Genomic DNA, 18,346 nt, shown 5'->3' on the forward strand with positions numbered 1-18,346 from the left:
TTATCTGTTTATGTTTCTAAGGTAACCCTTTGTTTGGGGATTTTTATTTCAGTGATTACAAATTCGTTTTCGGAATTGAATATCCGGAAGGTTGCTCGATCTCCGTAGATCAATTTGAGTCGCTGTACGGTATTGCTAAGTCCGTGACCACCATCCGCCTTAGGCTTCAGACTCGGAGGAACGGAAAGGTGGCCGCTGTTTTTCACCTGAATATACAAATCATCTTCCAGACCTTCCCTGCATTTGATCTCGATGATTCCTCCCTTCACCAAATTGGAGATCCCATGTTTAATGGCATTTTCCACAATAGTCTGAAGCATCATCGGGGGGATTTTGTAGGAATAAGCCTCGTCCTCGATCCGGTAAATGACCTTCAGCCGTTCCTCAAATCGGATGGATTCCAACATGAGGTAATCCTTGACGGTATTGAGTTCGTCTTCAAAATCGATGGTTTGTTTTTTGTCCATCATCAAGGAAAACCGGAGAATATTCGAAATCCGGGTAATGGCATTTTTGGCTTTATTCGGGTCTTCATCCACCAAGGCTCGGACGGAATTCAAGGCATTAAAAATGAAATGGGGGTTCAGTTGGCTTTTGAGATGAGCCAGCCGGATCTGGTTGATTTTTGCCTCATACTTCAAGGAAGTGTTGTAGTTGTCCAAGAAGTGGAAAAGGAAATAGAGCAAAAACCACATCACATAGAAAAGGAATGCGATGAAAAGGTTAGCCAGAATCACCAGGATTTGAAAGTCTTCTTCTGGGTTTAAGGTTCCAAAAGCAATGTTGATAAGAATCTGGGCGACAATGTTGACAAAACTCAAAGCCAACATGGCCATAATGGATTGAAAAAGTAATTGGGTGATTTTGAGCTTAAACCAATTGTATTGCTTGACGATGAAGCGTAGAAAGTGGGTGGCTAGCAAATTGAATACAGCCAATACGATCAAAGCCCAAATCTGAACTTTGGCAATACCTGTATCAGAAAGGGAGCCCAATACGATCTGTACCAGAGCGATGCTTCCCCAACCGAGGATTTGTAAGAGCCAGTATAAAAGATTTCGGTTCATCGAACCTTAAATATAAAGCAAGTGTGCCTTGCTGTTTTTCAGAATTTGATAAAAGGACGTATCGACTGATTGCTCCCTATTTTCAGGGATTTAACTCGAGCTTGAGAAATTTACCGGTATGGCTTTTTGGATGAGTAGCTACCTGTTCGGGAGTTCCTTCTACCACAATCTGTCCCCCTTGATCGCCCCCTTCCGGTCCCAAGTCCACGATGTAATCGGCTACTTTGATGACGTCTAGGTTATGTTCAATAATGAGGACGGTATTTCCTTTGTCAACCAATTTTTGCAAGACGTTCATCAACAACTCAATATCTTGGAAATGCAGTCCAGTAGTAGGTTCATCCAAGATATAGAAGGTTTTTCCGGTGTCTTTTTTAGAAAGTTCCGTCGCCAATTTCACACGTTGGGCTTCCCCTCCGGAGAGAGTGGTCGCATGCTGTCCTAAGGTGATGTAGCCCAAGCCCACATCATGTAAAGTTTTAATTTTTCGAAGGATTTTGGGTTGGTTTTCAAAAAACTCAACGGCCTGCTCCACGGTCATGTCCAAGACATCAGCGATGGATTTTCCTTTGAATCGCACTTCCAATGTTTCCCGGTTATAGCGCTTGCCTTTGCAGGTTTCGCAGGGAATATGCACATCCGGAAGGAAATCCATTTCGATTAATTTCATTCCTGCACCTTCACAGTCCTCACAGCGTCCTCCCTTTACATTGAAGGAGAAACGTCCCGGCTTGTAGCCCCTGATTTTGGCTTCTGGTAATTCGGTAAAGAGAGCTCGGATGTCAGAGAATACGCCGGTGTAGGTAGCGGGATTCGAGCGGGGAGTTCGTCCAATCGGGGATTGATCCACTTCAATCACTTTGTCCAAGTGCTCCAGACCAGAAATCTTAGCGTAAGGCATAGGTTCCTTTTTGGAACTGTAAAAGTGCTGCCTCAAAATCGGATAAAGGGTTTCATGGATGAGGGTACTTTTTCCGCTTCCCGATACGCCGGTAATGAGGGTCAATGTTCCTAAAAATATTTTTAAATCGACATTTTTTAGGTTATTCCCTGTCGCTCCCTCAAGCTCCAAAGAGACCCCTTTTCCTTTCCGTCTTTCTTCAGGAATAGGAAGCCCTAATTTTCCTTTTAAATAATCAGCGGTTACGCCTCCTTGTTTGAGGATTTCCTTGGGATGGCCTTGTGCCACGACATGCCCTCCATGACGTCCCGCTCCGGGTCCCATGTCCAAGACAAAGTCGGACTCGAGCATCATGTCCTTGTCATGTTCCACGACCAGCACCGAATTACCCAAATCCCGAAGACTCTGAAGTGCCTTGATCAATTTAACATTGTCTCGCTGATGCAGACCGATGCTAGGTTCGTCCAAAATGTACAAAACCCCGACTAACTGCGTTCCGATTTGGGTAGCCAAACGAATCCGCTGCGCTTCTCCTCCGGAAAGTGTCCTCAAAGGTCTATTGAGTGTCAAATAATCTAGTCCGATATCGAGTAAAAATCCGATTCGCTTTCGAATTTCCTTTAGTACTTCTGTTGCGATCAGCTGCTGTTTTTCACTCATTCGGCTTTCGATGTCCTCAAACCACAGCCCCAGATCACGGATATTCTTCATGGCCAATTCCCCGATATGGGTTTGGTCAATCTTAAAATGTAGTGCTTCTTTTTTTAGTCGGTAGCCTTGGCAATCCGGACAGGTTTTGGTTACTGTGAATTCAGATACCCATTCCTGTACTTTTTCGGAGCTTCCTTCTTGATGTTTTTGGAGGAAATTGATGATTCCTTCAAAAGTCGTATGCCATTTGGTACCCGGGTACTTTACGGAGTCTACCGCAACTTCCACCTGTGATCCGTACAAAAGGATATCGACGACTTTTTCAGGAAGTTTTTCGATTGGAGTACTCATGCTGCACTTGTAATGCTTCAGAATCGCATCGATTTTTTTGAAGATCCAAATGTCCCGGTACTCTCCAAGCGGAGCAATGCCTCCGCGGGTAATACTCAAACTAGGGTCTGGAATAATGCTTTCCTTGGTGATTTCTTCGGTAATCCCAAGGCCGTTACAGGTTGGGCAAGCTCCATAGGGACTGTTGAAAGAAAATAGATTGGGAGCAGGTTCATCGTAGGAAAGCCCAGTTTCCGGGTCCATGAGGTATTTAGAAAAATGGTGAATTGCACCTTCTTCGTCACGAAGCATCATGACACCTTTACCATGCTGGAGGGCGGACTTTATCGACTGTGTAATACGGTATCGATCGGATTCTTCTGCGACAATTCGATCAATGACGATTTCGATGTCGTGAATTTTATAGCGATCCACTTGCATTTTGGGGACCATTTCCATCACCACTCCGTCTACCCGGACCTTCGAAAATCCCATTTTTCGAATTTGCTCAAATAGTTCTCTGTAGTGACCTTTTCGGCCCTTCACGACAGGTGCTAGTAGGTAGATTTTCTTGCCGGAGAATTTTGAAAAAAGCTGCTCAATGATCTGATCTTCCGTTTGGCGGATCATTTTATTTCCCGTCAAGTAGGAATAAGCTTCCCCCGCCCGGGCAAAAAGCAAGCGCATAAAATCGTAGATTTCTGTGACAGTACCTACTGTAGAGCGTGGATTTTTTGAGGTGGTTTTTTGCTCAATGGCAATTACGGGCGAAAGTCCGTTGATTTTGTCAACATCCGGACGCTCCATTCCTCCCAAAAATGAGCGAGCATAGGCAGAGAAACTTTCAAGATACCGGCGCTGTCCTTCGGCATAGATAGTATCAAATGCCAAAGAACTCTTCCCGCTACCACTTAATCCGGTAACTACTACCAGTTGGTTGCGGGGGATTTTAACATCCAGGTTTTTCAGATTGTGTTCCCGGGCTCCGAAAATTTCTATGAATTCTTCCTGCGAGGCAGTGACTTGGCTCATAAACTTGAGAAGGAAATTTTAAATGGCGAAGGTAAGAAATTATTAAACCAAAAGGGACTGAAGTGCCAATAGGAACAACACGGGATTAGAGAATAGGTTTAGATTTTTTTACTGATGTTGATCAGCTCATTTATAGACAGAATCGAATAAAAGGATTTATAGAAAAATCAAAATGCAGTTTTATTAATACTTCGATAAAAAAAATTATATACATAATAAATACTTATTATCAATATAAAATTCTAAAATGATTCAAGCTGAATTAGCTCTACAAAACATAATTATGAATTGGTTTATGACGGATCACCAGTTTAATATGTGATAAAAGTCACTTTTTGGGTTAACTCTTGTCACTACTCACTAAGCTTTTGTCCTCTACTTTTGAACTATCCAATACGGATAAAACTCTTTAATGATTATGAAAAAGCTAAGCGCGTTATCACTAATTCTAGCCCTACTCTGGGGGATCAATCTCAGTCCAGTACTGGCTCAACAAAGTTACACTGTAAGTAAAGTTGAAGAAATGAAAGTTTCTGGAACATCCACTTTGCATGATTGGGACATGGTTGCCGAAGGCGGCGTGTCCGGACAAGCCATGATGAATATAGCGGATGGAAAGCTATCAGGAATCCAATCCTTAACCCTAACCATGGATGCCAAAGCCCTAAAGAGTGGGAAGTCCTCTATGGATAAGAATGCCTATGAGGCCATTATGGCTGATAAATTTCCCAAAATAACCTTTCAGCTTTCCCAGGTCGAACAAATTACACCGACCGCAATAAAGGCTAAAGGAAAACTCATTATCGCTGGAAATTCCCGGGATGTAAACTTGGAAGTCAATTACTCTATCAAAGGAAACCAAGTTTCATTCTCTGGAAAGCAGGATATAACCTTTAATCAATTTGCTCTGGAGCCGCCTACTGCTGTCTTCGGAACCATTAAAACCGGTAACGAACTCACATTGAGTTTCAACACCACTTATTCATTGAAAAATTAACCCTACTTAAATTCTATAACTATGAAAAAGTTAATCTACGGACTAGCTGCGGGGCTATTTGCTCTCACCGCCGTATCTACAACAGCCTTTGCTCAAGAAAGTGAATCTGATAAGCTTCAGTATTTCAGAGCAAACGACAAGCGAGGACTTAATGTCTTCGAAACGCCAAAAACAACAAATAGTACTTTCGAAAAAGTAAAGGTGTTTGTTGGTGGAGACTTTGCACTCCAGTTCCAATCTTTGAACCAGTCCAATAGCTTAAATAACCTAAAGGAATTGGGATCCAATGTGAACCTACCTACTGCTAACTTGAATATTAATACGCAATTGGCAGATGGATTGCGCTTACACTTGAGAACGTATCTTTCTTCCAAACACCACAATGAAGCTTGGGTGAAAGGTGGTCATATGCAAATTGATAAGTTGGACTTTATCAGTCCTGGATTCTTGGAAGGATTGATGAGCGTAGCAACCATTACAGTTGGTTTGGATGAATTCAACTATGGGGACGCTCACTTTAGAAGATCTGATAATGCCCGCGTAATTTTCAACCCATTCATTGGTAATTATATCATGGATGCCTTCTCTACCGAAGCCTTCGGAGAAATAACAATCCAGAAAAATGGATTTATCGGTGTCGTGGGTCTTACTAACGGTAAGCTAAACCAAAGTGTGGTTGTCGATGATAATACTGACAATAAGGCCTCTTTTTACGGAAAGTTAGGTTTCGACAAGCAGTTTAATGATGATGTTCGGTTCCGTTTGACAGGATCTTGGTATTTGAATAATGGTACAAGTACAGGTACTTATCTCTTTGGAGGTGACCGAGCAGGTTCTCGCTACTATAAGATTATGGAAGAATTGAATCCAGATAGAGTAAATGACTTCGAAGGAAGATTTAATCCTCGTTTCAAGCAAGTGTCTGCTATCCAATTCAACCCCTTCTTGAAAGTGTCTGGATTTGAATTCTTCGGGATCTATGAAATCGCAAGTAATTCAGAAGATCAAGGAAATGGTAAATTTACCCAATTTGCTGCTGAAGCTTTGTATCGATTTGGTACTACAGAGCAGTTTTACTTGGGTGGCCGGTACAACTCTGTTAATGGTAATCAGACCGAAGACGCTGCAGATTTGAAAATTACCCGTACCAATATTGGTGGTGGCTGGTTTTTGACAAACAATGTTCTGATCAAATTGGAATATGTCAATCAGCAATATAAGTCTGGGTTTGCTGCGGATAGCAAATACAACGGTGGTCAATTTAAAGGGGTTAACCTTGAAGCAGCCATCAGTTTCTAGGATACCATGAGTTGAATTTGTTAACTTTAAGGCTGGCATGCTTCAAACATGCCAGCCTACTAACATTCCCACACCATGAAAACCTTACTTTACATTTTTATTGGTTTTGTGATTTTTATGTCTGGTTTCCCCAAAGAAGTTAAGGAGGAAAACAAGTGGATTGTTTTAAAGGAAAGTGAAGTTTCAATTTTGGGTAGAACCAATATCAATACCTTTGAATGCCAATCCTTTCGCTATTCAGGAAATGATGTTTTGACGGAGGTCCTTTTACCTGAACAAAAATATGCAGTATGGTCCGGTGAGTTGGTGCTCTCCTCCGACAGTTTTGATTGTTTCAACCGGATTATGACCAAGGATTTTCAGGAAACCGTTCGAGCTGAAGAGCATCCCGAAATTCGTGTTCGGTTTTTAGATCTTGTCCGAAAAAATCTTGGCACCCCACAAGAAGTGTTGACCGGGAATGTTGAGATTACTCTTGCGGGAGTTTGTAGAAGATTCCCGATTTCCTGCCAATTATTTAAAGAAGAAAATGGGAAAACCATTTTGCAGGGTTCCCAAGATGTCAAATTTCAGGATTTTCAGATTGACCCCCCAGTCAAGTTTTTAGGTACTGTGAAAGTCCAAAATTCGATTAGTGTCCATTTCGGGTTGGTACTCGAAAAAGTATAATTTCTGAAAAGGTATTTTTTCTTGGTGTCTGGTTCTTCTTTTTAAGAATCCAATTCTGCCAAATTTTATTCTATTCTCCTTAGGGTTTCCGATCAAAAAAATTAATTTAGATCATAGATAAAAAATTTATTTATGAAAAGATACCCATGGATTCTATTCGCATTTTTTCTCATTTTTTCATGCGGAGAAAAGACAGAGTCCGTTTCCGCTCTACCGGCTCCGGTAATTAAGGTTGTCACTGTTCAATCTCAAAAAGTTCAACTTGAGAAAGATTTTGTAGCCCAAGTTTATGGAAAAGTTGATATTCCTATCCGTGCCCGGACAGAGGGGTATTTGGAAGGAATACACTTCAGCGAAGGAAAGTTGGTGCGAAAAGGAGACTTATTGTATACTGTCGATCAGGATCCTTTTCGGGAAGCCGTGAATGCCGCTGAAAGTCAATTGGCAGAAGCCAAAGTTGCCTTGACTCAGGCTGACAATGATTTGGCCCGCTATGAACCTCTAGCAGAAATTAACGCCATTTCTCAGAAAGACCTGGATGCAGCCGTTGCCAAACGGGATGCGGCAGAGGCAACGGTAAAGGCTGCACAAGCAAATTTGAATTTTCAAAATATTCAACTCGGCTATACACGCATTACTGCCCCTATTGATGGATTGATCGGGAAAACGAATGCGAAAGCAGGTGAGTTCGTCGGAAGAAGTCCTAATCCAGTTATTTTAAACACAGTTTCATTAATTGATTCGATTCGGGTTGAGTTTTTCTTGTCAGAAAATGATTACCTCAGTCTTTTCCGTGAGTATCAGGAGCAAAGCAATCAGCAGAAAGCTCAAATGCCGCTTCATTTGGTTCTGTCTGATGGAAGTATTTTTGATCAGGTAGGTTATGTGGATTTTATCAATCGGGAGATTGATAGTTCCACGGGGACTATTTTGATTCAAGCATCCTTTCCAAATCCCGATCGCTTGATTCGTCCGGGGCAGTTTGCTAGGGTGCGGGCAATCATTCAAGAGGTAGAAAATGGCTTGATTGTTCCTCAACGAGCTGTGAGTGAATTTCAGGGTAGGTTTTTCATTTTCAAGGTGGATTACAATAATGTGGTTTCTAGGCAAGAAGTTGAGATAGTAGGGAAATACAGGGATTATTTTTTGATTTCATCCGGAATTCAGAATGGAGATCGGGTTGTGCTGGAAGGCTTGCAGCTTGTACGAGACGGAATGACTGTCCAAGCTGAAGAAGTGGAATTTAACTCCCAATACAACGATTGATTCCATGAGCCAGATTGAAGAACCAAAGCATATCTTTTTTGTACGGAGACCGATTGTAGCCATTGTTATTGCGCTGTTTATGGTCATCGTCGGTGGGGTTTCCATTCTGGGACTTGCCATTGAGCAATATCCAGCCATTACTCCGCCTGTAGTACGGGTTAGTACTGCCTTTACCGGAGCTAATGCCATCAGCGTAGAACAGTCGGTGGCTTCTCCACTTGAACAGGAAATCAATGGGGTGGAAAACATGCTCTACATGAAGTCCACCAATGCCAACGATGGAAGCTTGGCATTAGATGTCACGTTTGACTTGGGGACGGATCCGGACATGAATACCGTATTTACCCAGACGCGTGCCGCTGCTGCTACACCAAAATTACCGGAGGAAGTAAAGCGGATCGGGGTGAAGACTCAAAAATCCATGCCCAATATCCTCATGTTGATTTCACTCACCTCACCAACAGGGGAGTATGATCAATCTTTCTTAGGGAATTATGGCATTATCAATGTCCAAGATCAATTGGCTCGGATTCGTGGAGTGGGTCGAGTACAGGTCTTAGGGGCCAGTGATTATTCCATGCGAATTTGGGTAAAACCGGACCGTTTGGCAAGATTGGGAATAACAGTTCCCGAAATCATGAATGCGATCCGGCAGCAAAGTGTCATCGCCCCAGGAGGAAAATTTGGGGCTGAGCCTGCTCCCGCAGGAACGGAGTTTACCTACACGGTTCGTCTTCCGGACAGATTGGTTTCTGAAGAGCAGTTTGGAAATGTAGTCATCCGGTCTGAGGCTGACGGTAGTCAGGTCAAAATCAAAGATATTGCTCGGGTAGAACTTGGCGTAGAGTCTTACAATGCCTTTACCCGCCTCAATGGAGATGAATGTGCAATTATTTCCATTTATCAATCGCCGGGATCCAATGCGGTTGAGCTTGCTGAGCAAATCATCTCAACGATGGATGAGTTGAAGAAGAATTTTCCAGAGGGCATTGATTATCAGGTCTCCTTGGATTCTACCGCGCCGATCACTGCAGGAATTGCAGAAATCATTGAAACACTCGTGATCGCCTTGGTGCTGGTGATTTTGGTTGTCTTCCTGTTTATTCAGGATTGGAGGGCTACCTTGATTCCAACCTTGGCAATTCCAGTCTCTTTGGTCGCAGCCTTTATGGTGTTTCCCCTACTTGGATTTTCAATTAACACGCTCTCACTATTAGGTCTTGTCCTTGCAATTGGAATCGTGGTGGATGATGCCATTGTAGTGGTAGAGGCAGTCCAGGTAAATATGCAAAAGGGTATGGGGCCCAAGGAAGCAACTACTGCAGCCATGAGGGAAGTAAGTGCTCCTGTCATTGCAACCACTTTAGTAATGGTAGCGGTTTTCGTACCGGTGGCAGCGATGGCTGGAATTACCGGAAAGCTCTACCAGCAATTTGCCATTACCATTGCGATTTCAGTAGTTTTTTCATCCGTTAATGCATTGAGTCTTAGTCCTGCACTCTGCTCTTTGTTATTGAAAAGTTCTTCTGGTCCACAAAAGGGACCTTTGGGACGGTTTTTTGGTACTTTTAACCGCTGGTTTGACACCAATACAGACCGTTACACGGGAGTTGCAAAGATGTTTGCCGGAAAGTTAAAGCGGGGAGTGGTCTACGTGGTCATTACCCTGATTGCTGCGGGGATTTTTGGGAAGATGGTTCCGGGAGGATTCCTTCCTGAAGAAGATCAAGGCTATTTATTCGTCAATGTTCAATTGCCCAATGCCTCATCCATGCAGCGTACAGACGAAGTTATGCGTCAAGTGGAGGAAATTGTGATGGCTCAGGAAGAAGTTGAATATGCGACAGGCCTTTCCGGATTTAGTTTGTTGGCTGGCTCCTTCATTCCCAACACAGGATTCATGTTTGTTACCCTGAAAAATTGGGATGATCGGGATGTCACGGCCGCAGAGATGATGAGCCGCTTGAATGGAATTTTTGCTACCCAAATTAAAGCGGGGCAGGTGGTCTGCTTTGGACCGCCGGCGATTCCGGGATTGGGGAATGGCTCAGGCTTTAGTATTATGATTCAGGACAGGGAAGGAAAAGATCCAGCCTATTTGGCGCAACATACCTATGCATTCATCGAAGCTGCCAAAAAACGTCCTGAAATTGCCTCCGCATTTACAACTTATCAGGCAGTTGTACCCCAGCGTTTTATTGAACTTGATGAGGAGAAAATCCTGAAAGCAGGCCTTCAACTCAATGATGTGTACAATACCTTTGCCGCCTATTTAGGAGGAGCTTATGTCAATGATTTTAACCGATTTGGTAGGTTGTATAAGGCATATATTCAGGCAGAGCCCGAATACAGGCAGGGCGAAGAGGGATTAGAACTCTTTTATATCAAAAATGCGGAGGGTAAACCGGTACCTATTTCCAGTTTTGTGACGGTCAAGCCCATAGCAGGTCCTGATTATACCAATCGTTTTAATCTTTACCGATCCGCTGAAGTGACAGGAAGTCCTGCCCCAGGTTTTTCTTCCACTCAAGCCTTAGATGCCTTGGAGGAGGTGGCAGAAGAAGTTTTGCCGGATGATATGACTTATAGCTGGAATGCAATGAGTTATCAGGAGCGGGCAGCCTCGGGTCAAGCAGGAATAGTCTTTGGGTTCTCACTCATCTTTGTCTTTTTGATTTTGGCAGCTCAATATGAATCCTGGTCCATGCCTTTTGCCATTCTACTGGGAACGCCTTTCGCACTCTTTGGGGCCTTCCTCTTTTTATATGTGGCGAGGCTTTTTGATGAACTTTATCTCAACAATATTTTCGCGCAGATTTCTCTTGTCATGCTGATTGCCATGGCAGCCAAAAATGCCATTTTGATTGTGGAATTTGCGAAGATCAAGTTCGATGAAGGACTGAGTTTGTTTGATGCAGCAGTGGAATCAGCAAAACTCCGTTTCCGTCCTATTTTGATGACGGTATTCTCCTTTATTCTAGGTGTTTTGCCTTTGATTTTGGCGAGTGGATCGGGAGCGATTGCTCGGAAAGTCATGGGAATGGCCCTTTTGGGAGGAATAGGAATAGCTACTTTAATAGGCTTGTTTTTGTATCCCATGCTTTTTGTCTTGGTGGGCAAATTGGCGCGGTATGAGCAAAATCGTGATGCGGCCCTTAAATCTGATGTGAAATGAGAAGGTTCATAGGAATAGTAGCAGTTGTTCTAGGACTCTGGTCCTGTAAATCCGGTCAAAATTATCAGGGAGTTGAAATGTTGACCTATGACACCTATAGGACAGATGAGTTAGATCGAAGCTTGGATAGCTTTCGCGTCAAGGTAGATACCCTACTAATTGATTCGGCCGTGAATATTGAGTGGTTTTCACTATTCCCGGATGAGGTTTTGCAAGAATTGGTTCAGAAGGCCTTGGAAAATAATCAGGATTTGGAAATAGCTGCTGAATCCATCCAACAAGCTCAAGCAGCTTTGGTAATTCAGCGTTCCCAAATGCTCCCATCCATTGGCTATTCAGGTGCAGCACAGCGGGGGAATTTTGCCGGATTTGACTTGGGTTCTACTCAAAATGTTTTTTCAGGGTTTGGCTCTGTCAATTGGGAAATAGATTTCTGGGGGAAATATAGACGATTAAATGAAGCCGCTCAGGCGAATATTCTTGCCTCTGAAGAAGGGCAAAGAGCCATAAAACTCAGCCTAATCAATACCGTAGCAAATGCGTATTTCCGATTGATTGAATACAAAATGAGATTGGAAATATCCGAGCAGACTCTCAGCCTTCGGGATAGTATGCTTTCCATTATTGAACAGCGATTTGATAAAGGAATCATTGCGGAAATTGATCTCAATCAAGCCCAGATTCAAAAAGCAATTGCAGCTGGAAGCATTCCGATTTGGGAACGATTAATCGTTTCTTCGGAAAACCTATTGAGCCGATTGACCGGGGAATTACCGGATCGAAAGGATATTGGGATAGCGCTCTTGGATCAACCTGAGGAAATTTCCTTTCCGGAAATCCTTCCTGGGGAATTATTAGTCCGAAGACCAGATATATTGATTGCCGAACAAGATGTGATCGCCTCCAATGCCCTTTTAGGTGCCGCGAAGGCGAATCGCTTGCCCAACATTTCCCTCTCAGGAGTCCTAGGGGTCGCCGGATCTCAGTTTTCCTCCTTGGGGAGTAACGGTGCTTCTTGGAACCTCGGCGGAAGTATTTTGGGGCCATTATTCAATTGGGGAGCGCTCCAACGCCAAGTGGATATTGAAGAAAGTCGAACCCGACAAGCTGTTTTGAATTATGAGCGCACGGTGTTGAGTGCCTATGAGGAAGTTGAAAACTTGCTTTACTCCATACAATCCCTGAAGCGTGAACTGGTGGCAAGAAAAGACCATGTAGAAGCAGCAGTAAAAGCTCAATTCCTTTCCCAAGAACGCTATAACCAAGGTGTTACTTCCTATTTAGAGTACTTGGAGTCCCAGCGGCAGGCTTTTGATGCGCAACTGAATTTTGCCGGAACCAAGCAGGAATTATTGAGCTCCTATGCTGCACTTTATGCCGCTTTAGGCGGTGGTTGGTAATGAGAGGTATTACTATTTCTCTATAATTATCGCGAGTTCACTCAGGCTCATTAGCTGAAAGCTGTTGTAACAAGAATCCTACACCTGCCTTCCAGGTCTTTGACCTTCAGGGCTAGGTGTAGGGTTTTTTCCATAATGGAATTACCATTCCCGACCGACTGGAATCACTTTCCAGTTCTGGTCGAAATAGGGGGTTTTTTCATAGAACCAGCGATAAATCCTCCTTGGGTTTTTGGCAAATTCAGGCTCTGCAATTTTTTTAGCTTCAAACTCTGCTTTCAAGTCCGGATTTTCTTCCAGCATCTGTGCTATCATGGGTTCCATGATGTAGGTTTCTATGTACTCCGTTTGGGAAAAAATTGGATTGAAATATCCCCATTGAAAAAAGCTATCCACAGATTCAGGTTCTAAAAGAATCACAATCAGCTCCCCCAAATCTTGGTCGGTTTTGATTCTTACCGAACCGGGAAGAAAGGTTTGGGTCCGATAGATTTTTTCCGATCCAAAATCCTGCACTCTCATCAATCCCTCGTAGGGCTGACTGACCATTTTGAAATCTGTCACTTTGGAATATTCTAATTTCAGCTCACGTGGCTGATCAAGAATTTCCATTTTCACACCATGGATTCGCAGCTTTTCGATCACTTCTCCCCATTCGGATGAAATCCAATAAGCCTTTGGAATAGGCACAGTCTGTACGGGTACATCCATCAAAAGCGAAGGAACCTGCTGCTTGATTGCTTTTCCTTCCCAAACGACATAGTCCGCACCCGTGATGGATGACTTTTCTTTCCTGGAAGCGATCCCCTTGAAATCCATGGTATCTGCCGGAGTATCCCGGAATTTATATTTAACTGCGATAGATTCTTTGGCTTGATTTTGATCTGATTGGATCGCTTGCTGAATGGGTTCATAGTGATCTGCGATGGATTTAATCGCTTGCTCCATAAATACATAGGTGCCCAAAACCCGCTGCTTAAATGGCTTGAGGGAATGATTTTCAATTAAAATCGAAGGAATATGTCTTGCATCTCCATAAGTATGCGAGAATCGTGGGCTGAAGGAAAAAGCAATATTTCCCTCTGAAAAATCATCTCCATTGGCTGCAAATAGCAGGGGGCCAGGGATATGTCCCCAGTCTTCCAAAGCCTGATCCATTTCAGGTTGAAAAGTTTCAGAAAGAAATTCGCTTATCGAAGGTGAATAGCCACCCGTTTTCACGTAGCCATAGGTGACATCGTATTGGTAATCCGCGCCGTCTGTCACATGTACATCGACGTACAGGTCAGGTTGATAGTCATTGAGCACTCCAATGACTGCCTGTACTCCTGCCGTTTCAATTTTTGAATAATCACGGTTGAGGTTCAAGTTCCGGGCATTGGTTCGCCATCCCATTTCTTTAGGGCCACGTTGATTTACCCGACCAAAGGGGCTTCGGCGCTCGTGTCCGTCCACATTCAGGATAGGGATGAAAAGAATATTCGCCTGGTCTAACAGGGACGCTTTATTTCCATGAATAATATCTCTCAATAGCATCATCCCTGCATCTTTTCCATCAATTTCCCCAGCATGAATTCCTCCGTGAAAGAACAATGTTGCTTTATTTTCTTTGGCTAATTCTTCTGAAGAAAATGCTTTGTTTTTGGAAGCAATCAGTAGAAAAATATCCCTTCCTTGTTCACTTTTGCCAATGGATTTCATCTCCAAAAGGGGAGAGGAATCTGCTAATCGCTGAAGCCAGGCCATGGTTTCCAAATAGGTAGGCGATTCAGTCAAATCGGATAATTCTCCCGGAGTTACCCAAGGATGATTATTTGGTACCACTAAGGATTCGGATTTCCCTGCCCAAGGCAAAAGTGGAGGCATTATTTCTTGACCAAGGCTAGCAAAAGACAAAAGGAAAGCGAAAATCGGAAGGAGTTTTTTCATGGTTTTTTGAATTGGTTCAGAAAAATAAAAGCTCAGCGGGGAAAATCCTCACTGAGCTTTGTATACGGTGAAAATTCTGTTCAGGGCTTAGTCTTTGTACATGATTTCATAGTACTCTTTGGCCATTCGGTTACTTTCAAAGAAACCGATGACATCTTTCATGCCCTTTTGTACGATAGTTCTCCATCGCTCTCGGTCATCATAATAAATCGGAAGGATCTCATTTTCCAAGACATCATAAAGCTTGTCCAAATCATAATCATCCTGATCTTCGACATGCATGGAAGCATAGTCAGCTGGAGGAACGATGAAACTATTTTTCCCATGCTCGGCAAATTCACAAATCCATCCGTCATAGGTAGAGAAATTCACTCCGCCATTCATCGAGGCCGTCATTCCAGAGGTACCGGATGCCTCGCGTGGTACTCTTGGATTGTTCAGCCAAATGTCCGAGGCCTGCTTCAAGCGCTTACTTAGCGTGAGCTCATAGCCTGTACAAACGGCCATATTAGGATAGTTTTTACTCAAATGCACCAGTTGATTGAATACAGAGATAGCATTGTAATCCAAAGGATATGGCTTTCCAGCCCAAATAATCTGAACCGGGAATTTGGTGTTTCGCATCAAGGCATCGAATCGGCGAACATCCCGGGTGATCAATTCTGCTCGCTTATAGCTTGCAAAGCGACGCGCCCACACGATCGTCAATACATTTGGGTTGAATAATTTTCCTGTCTGATCAGCCACGATTTCAAAGGCCCGTTTTTTCAAATACCACTTTCGGTCATCAAAACCTGCCTCGTCATCATTATCCATGAATCGATACAATTGCTTGTCTGACCAGTATTTGAAGTTTTGGGAGTTGGTGATGTGGGTGATTTCCGGGATGTTGGGATAGAATTTCCACATCTCCCGACTGACTTCTCCGTGCAATTTGGAAACCCCATTTGCCTTGCGGGCAAATCGAAGTGCTGCCAAACTGTGATTGAAAATATCTCCGGTAAAGCCGACCATGTCTTTGACTTCGTCTATGCTAAACCCATTGAAGAAGCTCATTTTGTTCAACAAGTGAATGTCATGTTTTTCATTTCCTGCTTCTTCCGGCGTATGTGTAGTAAATACCAAGCGCTTTTTGACCTCTTCCTTGTTGCCAAATTTTCGCATCAAATGGAAAACTGCACTGACACCATGCGCTTCATTCAAATGATAGACATCCGGGTTGAAATTCAGCTCATCCAATAATTTTGCTCCACCGATTCCAAGAAGCAAGCACTGAGCAACCTTAGCGGCGGTATCGGAGTCATACAATTTGTGCGTGATGGTTTGGCTGAGGTAATCATTTTCAGGTAAATCCGTACTCAATAAGAAAAGAGGAGCGGATTTGAAGGTATCCGGTGGAAGATACCAAGCCTTTACCCAAACCGGTACATCATGGACAGTTACCCGGAATTTGATTCCCGTATCCACCAAGAAGCTATAGGTCTTTTCGTACCACTCAGGTTTCAGAGTTTGATCTTGGTTTCGGGATTGGTCGTAATAGCCATACTTCCAAAGAATCCCGATTCCGATTAGATTTTGCCCCAATTCATAAGCACTTCGAAGGTGGGAACCTGAAAGGAATCCCAAGCCACCGGAATAAATTTTCAGCGGTTGGTGAATGGCAAACTCCATGGAGAAGTAGGCCACTTTTTTTGAATATTCTGAAGCGATCGGATAAGGAACGCTATAATTTTTAAAGTCGGTCATAGTTGTCAAAATTGGAAGCGCCTAATTTATGAGAAAAGGAATGGGAAATGGTGCTCTTTTAGATAAAAAATGAGGGATAAATCATGGAAATCGTTTGAAATAAAAATAAGCTGGGTAAAAAATAATTATTGGTCAGTTCGAGCGGAGTCGAGGAACTTTCGACTCCGCTCTTTTGACTTTGAAGAGGGTTAATAAATTATCGCTATCAAAATTTAGGCATTAAGAGCCGCTAGGCCATTCCCGTCTGGCTTGTTTTTAACTATACAGGTATCATTAAAGATCATCGTCTCTCCATTGTCGGCAGAGTAGCTTGGCCAATTTGGAAGAGCTCCTGCGTTCGGATTCCCAGTTTTCATAAAGGCTAATAGGGAGGCAGACATTTTATCTGATAAGCTTCGAGGTCGGACCCCACCGCCGGTGTGGGTATACATTCGATCTGTATTTTGATACCAGAAACAGATATCGATACAATGGAAAGCTTTCATTCGGCCATCATATAAATTAGGCTCCCATCCAAACCAAGCCAAATAAACAGGTGCATTTTGCTTGGATTTGGCATTGGCGGTATTAATGGCTCCTTGGCGATTGGATAAGATCATGGCCCACAAATCCGCAGCGGAAGCTTCCGGGAAGTCCTTACGATAGGCTGTTAGGATAGATTCGGATTTATCACCGAACCTACCTTTTAATTGTTCTACGACCCCAGCCCAATCAATTTTTTCCAATTCGGCATCGGTACGGGTTGGATTCCATTCATGGAAAGTCGTACAGATCATCAGAGGCATATCGGAGGCATGCGAGGCGGTTTCACTGAAAAATTCTCCTGTAGGAATATGGACACCATCTGCAACTGGGCCAAATCCTCCCCGAAATCCCGGTTGGGGGAATTCTTTTCGCATTCTCTCTAAGGCAACATAAGCGACATCCAAATATTCTCTCCAAGTTAATTCCTGAAGTTTGTCAAGGGTTTCTGGGCTTAAGCCAGCTGCCTCCATCACATATTTTCCGAGGGTTTGGGAATACTCTTTTGGTGTTGCTGTTAGCATGCTGCCACTGAGTGCCACACCTTTGTGCACAATTCCCTTAGAAGCAGGCATAGCCATGGCGCAGGTCACTTTGGCTCCACCTCCGGATTGCCCCATAATGGTGACATTACTCGGGTCTCCTCCGAAATTGGCAATGTTGTCCCGGACCCATTCCAAAGCAAAAATGATATCCAACATGCCTACATTTCCGGAATCTTTGTATTTCTTTCCTCCAACTCCTGAAAGATCCGTAAAGCCAATAGGGCCTAAGCGGTGATTGATAGAAACAAAAACGATATCCCCGTTTTTGGCAATGTTTTCACCATGATAACCATCTTGTTCGATGCCATTTCCGTTGGTGAATCCTCCTCCATGTAACCAGACCATGACAGGGCGCTTTTTCCCATCGGCTAGGCCATTGGTCCACACATTCAATCGAAGACAGTCTTCACTGACGTCATCATAGTTCCAATGATCCGCAAATGAATAATGAACATTTGCATAGCGGTTGTCCATGATTTGAGGAGCCGTATTTCCCCACCAGATGGTAGGTTTGATATCTGTCCAAGGTTCAGGTTTTTTGGGAGCCATAAATCGGTTTTTGCCGGATGTGTCTGCTCCGTAGGGAACTCCTAAAAAGGTATACACCCCATTGAGAATGTAACCTCTCACTTTTCCTGAGTCTGTTTCTGTGATCGCAATGTTGTCTCCGATTTGAAGAAATTGATCATCAGAATTTTGTGAAGCAGCAGATTTGGCCTGTGCGGAATGAACAAAAGGTACGGAGGCAGCCAAGGTGCCTACACCGACTTTTTTGAAAAATTCTCTTCGATTGGTATTCATAGGATTCTAGGTTTAT

The 18,346-nt window shown here is 43.4% G+C and carries 11 protein-coding genes; 6 read left to right on the forward strand and 5 right to left on the reverse strand.

From position 1 onward, the window contains the following. Nucleotides 1-8: 8 nt before the first annotated feature. A complete protein-coding gene (locus HWE15_RS10360; protein ID WP_290507455.1) occupies nt 9-1,067 on the reverse strand; it encodes a sensor histidine kinase in 1,059 nt (352 codons plus the stop codon). Between the two features lie 82 nt (nt 1,068-1,149). Further along, the gene (gene uvrA, locus HWE15_RS10365) at nt 1,150-3,981 is read right to left on the reverse strand and encodes an excinuclease ABC subunit UvrA (RefSeq protein WP_290507456.1); all 2,832 of its coding nucleotides are present in this window, start codon (nt 3,979-3,981) and stop codon (nt 1,150-1,152) included. A gap of 418 nt (nt 3,982-4,399) precedes the next feature. On the opposite strand from uvrA, the gene HWE15_RS10370 reads away from it, so the two are divergent. The 6 genes from HWE15_RS10370 to HWE15_RS10395 all read left to right on the forward strand — a co-directional run bounded on the left by HWE15_RS10370 (nt 4,400) and on the right by HWE15_RS10395 (nt 12,787). Continuing rightward, nucleotides 4,400-4,978 carry a YceI family protein gene (locus HWE15_RS10370; protein WP_290507457.1) on the forward strand — a complete coding sequence of 193 codons (579 nt, stop codon included), beginning with the start codon at nt 4,400-4,402 and terminating at the stop codon, nt 4,976-4,978. 21 nt (nt 4,979-4,999) lie between these two features. After that, nucleotides 5,000-6,277 (forward strand): hypothetical protein, encoded by a 1,278-nt coding sequence (locus HWE15_RS10375; RefSeq protein ID WP_290507458.1) that lies wholly within the window; start codon nt 5,000-5,002, stop codon nt 6,275-6,277. 75 nt (nt 6,278-6,352) lie between these two features. Then, nucleotides 6,353-6,946 carry a hypothetical protein gene (locus HWE15_RS10380; RefSeq protein WP_290507459.1) on the forward strand — a complete coding sequence of 198 codons (594 nt, stop codon included), beginning with the start codon at nt 6,353-6,355 and terminating at the stop codon, nt 6,944-6,946. 132 nt (nt 6,947-7,078) lie between these two features. After that, nucleotides 7,079-8,212, forward strand: a complete 1,134-nt coding sequence (locus tag HWE15_RS10385) for an efflux RND transporter periplasmic adaptor subunit (RefSeq protein WP_290507460.1) — start codon at nt 7,079-7,081, stop codon at nt 8,210-8,212. Between the two features lie 4 nt (nt 8,213-8,216). Then, complete coding sequence (locus HWE15_RS10390; protein WP_290507461.1) at nt 8,217-11,387, forward strand: efflux RND transporter permease subunit; 3,171 nt, start codon at nt 8,217-8,219, stop codon at nt 11,385-11,387. Then, nucleotides 11,384-12,787 (forward strand): efflux transporter outer membrane subunit, encoded by a 1,404-nt coding sequence (locus tag HWE15_RS10395; protein ID WP_290507462.1) that lies wholly within the window; start codon nt 11,384-11,386, stop codon nt 12,785-12,787. The genes HWE15_RS10390 and HWE15_RS10395 overlap by 4 nt, the downstream gene beginning before the upstream one ends. Nucleotides 12,788-12,928: 141 nt before the next feature. Here HWE15_RS10395 and HWE15_RS10400 read toward each other — a convergent pair whose 3' ends face one another. The 3 genes from HWE15_RS10400 to HWE15_RS10410 all read right to left on the reverse strand — a co-directional run bounded on the left by HWE15_RS10400 (nt 12,929) and on the right by HWE15_RS10410 (nt 18,330). Then, nucleotides 12,929-14,716: a M14 family metallopeptidase gene (locus HWE15_RS10400; RefSeq protein WP_290507463.1), complete on the reverse strand. Its 1,788-nt coding sequence runs from the start codon at nt 14,714-14,716 to the stop codon at nt 12,929-12,931. A gap of 87 nt (nt 14,717-14,803) precedes the next feature. Beyond that, nucleotides 14,804-16,462: an alpha-glucan family phosphorylase gene (glgP, locus tag HWE15_RS10405; RefSeq protein WP_290507464.1), complete on the reverse strand. Its 1,659-nt coding sequence runs from the start codon at nt 16,460-16,462 to the stop codon at nt 14,804-14,806. Between the two features lie 212 nt (nt 16,463-16,674). Then, nucleotides 16,675-18,330 (reverse strand): carboxylesterase family protein, encoded by a 1,656-nt coding sequence (locus HWE15_RS10410; protein ID WP_290507465.1) that lies wholly within the window; start codon nt 18,328-18,330, stop codon nt 16,675-16,677. Nucleotides 18,331-18,346 lie beyond the last annotated feature (16 nt).

The organism is Algoriphagus sp. (genome assembly GCF_013373065.1).
Lineage (GTDB): Bacteria > Bacteroidota > Bacteroidia > Cytophagales > Cyclobacteriaceae > Algoriphagus.

Coding starts and splice junctions, on each gene's coding strand:
- HWE15_RS10360 (WP_290507455.1), bottom strand. CDS start 1,067: ATGAACCGAAATCTTTTATACTGGCTCTTACAAATCCTCGGTTGGGGA.
- uvrA (WP_290507456.1), bottom strand. CDS start 3,981: ATGAGCCAAGTCACTGCCTCGCAGGAAGAATTCATAGAAATTTTCGGA.
- HWE15_RS10370 (WP_290507457.1), top strand. CDS start 4,400: ATGAAAAAGCTAAGCGCGTTATCACTAATTCTAGCCCTACTCTGGGGG.
- HWE15_RS10375 (WP_290507458.1), top strand. CDS start 5,000: ATGAAAAAGTTAATCTACGGACTAGCTGCGGGGCTATTTGCTCTCACC.
- HWE15_RS10380 (WP_290507459.1), top strand. CDS start 6,353: ATGAAAACCTTACTTTACATTTTTATTGGTTTTGTGATTTTTATGTCT.
- HWE15_RS10385 (WP_290507460.1), top strand. CDS start 7,079: ATGAAAAGATACCCATGGATTCTATTCGCATTTTTTCTCATTTTTTCA.
- HWE15_RS10390 (WP_290507461.1), top strand. CDS start 8,217: ATGAGCCAGATTGAAGAACCAAAGCATATCTTTTTTGTACGGAGACCG.
- HWE15_RS10395 (WP_290507462.1), top strand. CDS start 11,384: ATGAGAAGGTTCATAGGAATAGTAGCAGTTGTTCTAGGACTCTGGTCC.
- HWE15_RS10400 (WP_290507463.1), bottom strand. CDS start 14,716: ATGAAAAAACTCCTTCCGATTTTCGCTTTCCTTTTGTCTTTTGCTAGC.
- glgP (WP_290507464.1), bottom strand. CDS start 16,462: ATGACCGACTTTAAAAATTATAGCGTTCCTTATCCGATCGCTTCAGAA.
- HWE15_RS10410 (WP_290507465.1), bottom strand. CDS start 18,330: ATGAATACCAATCGAAGAGAATTTTTCAAAAAAGTCGGTGTAGGCACC.